The sequence below is a fragment of the Variovorax sp. PCZ-1 genome, from assembly GCF_018413605.1.
Taxonomy (GTDB): domain Bacteria; phylum Pseudomonadota; class Gammaproteobacteria; order Burkholderiales; family Burkholderiaceae_C; genus JANMDU01.
Window position 1 is genome coordinate 1 of sequence record NZ_JAHCDN010000023.1, and the last position, 560, is coordinate 560.

The following is a 560-nucleotide window of genomic DNA, read 5'->3' on the forward strand; positions in this document are numbered from 1 at the left end:
TTTTTTGCGGCGCGCATGGCCATCACGGCCAGCGGCACGGTGATCTGGCTGGCCTCGTCAAAGATGACGGTATCAAATCGGTAGTCTTGAAGTCGCTTTGAGCATGTGGCAAATGGCGTGGCACCGACCACATACCCACCATTCTCAGGGCACTCTTTCCAGCGAGACATCTCTTCGACGCTAGTAACACCATCGTTCAAGCCTTTGCGTTGTGTGTGTCGGCCTACTTTAGTCAGTGGTACGTCTTCTTCGTGGATGCGATTGAGGGCATTGTTGATTGCCATGTGCGTGTGCGAGGTCAGTAGAACTCTCTCTCCGCGTTTGACCAAGAGTTTGGCTATCAGGGCCAGAACTTTTGTTTTGCCTGTCCCCGGAGGGCCTTGGATGCAAGCAGCATGGATTGCTCCGTAGGCTAGGCCAACAGCTTTTGCTTGCTTGGCATTGAATCGGGCTTCAAGTGCAATACGTTCACCTTCCAGACAATCAGAGTCGTCAAATTCCGGTTCTATATCGCCGTGGAGCATAGGAAGCACAACGTTATTGCCGACGGTGGAGACGGC

1 protein-coding gene is annotated in these 560 nt (G+C 53.0%); it reads right to left on the minus strand.

Features of this window, described 5'->3' with window-relative positions:
* Positions 1-524, minus strand: a 524-nt coding sequence (locus tag KIH26_RS16925) for an AAA domain-containing protein (RefSeq protein WP_249661654.1), incomplete at its 3' end; no start/stop codon positions are given.
* Between the last annotated feature and the right edge of the window lie 36 nt (positions 525-560).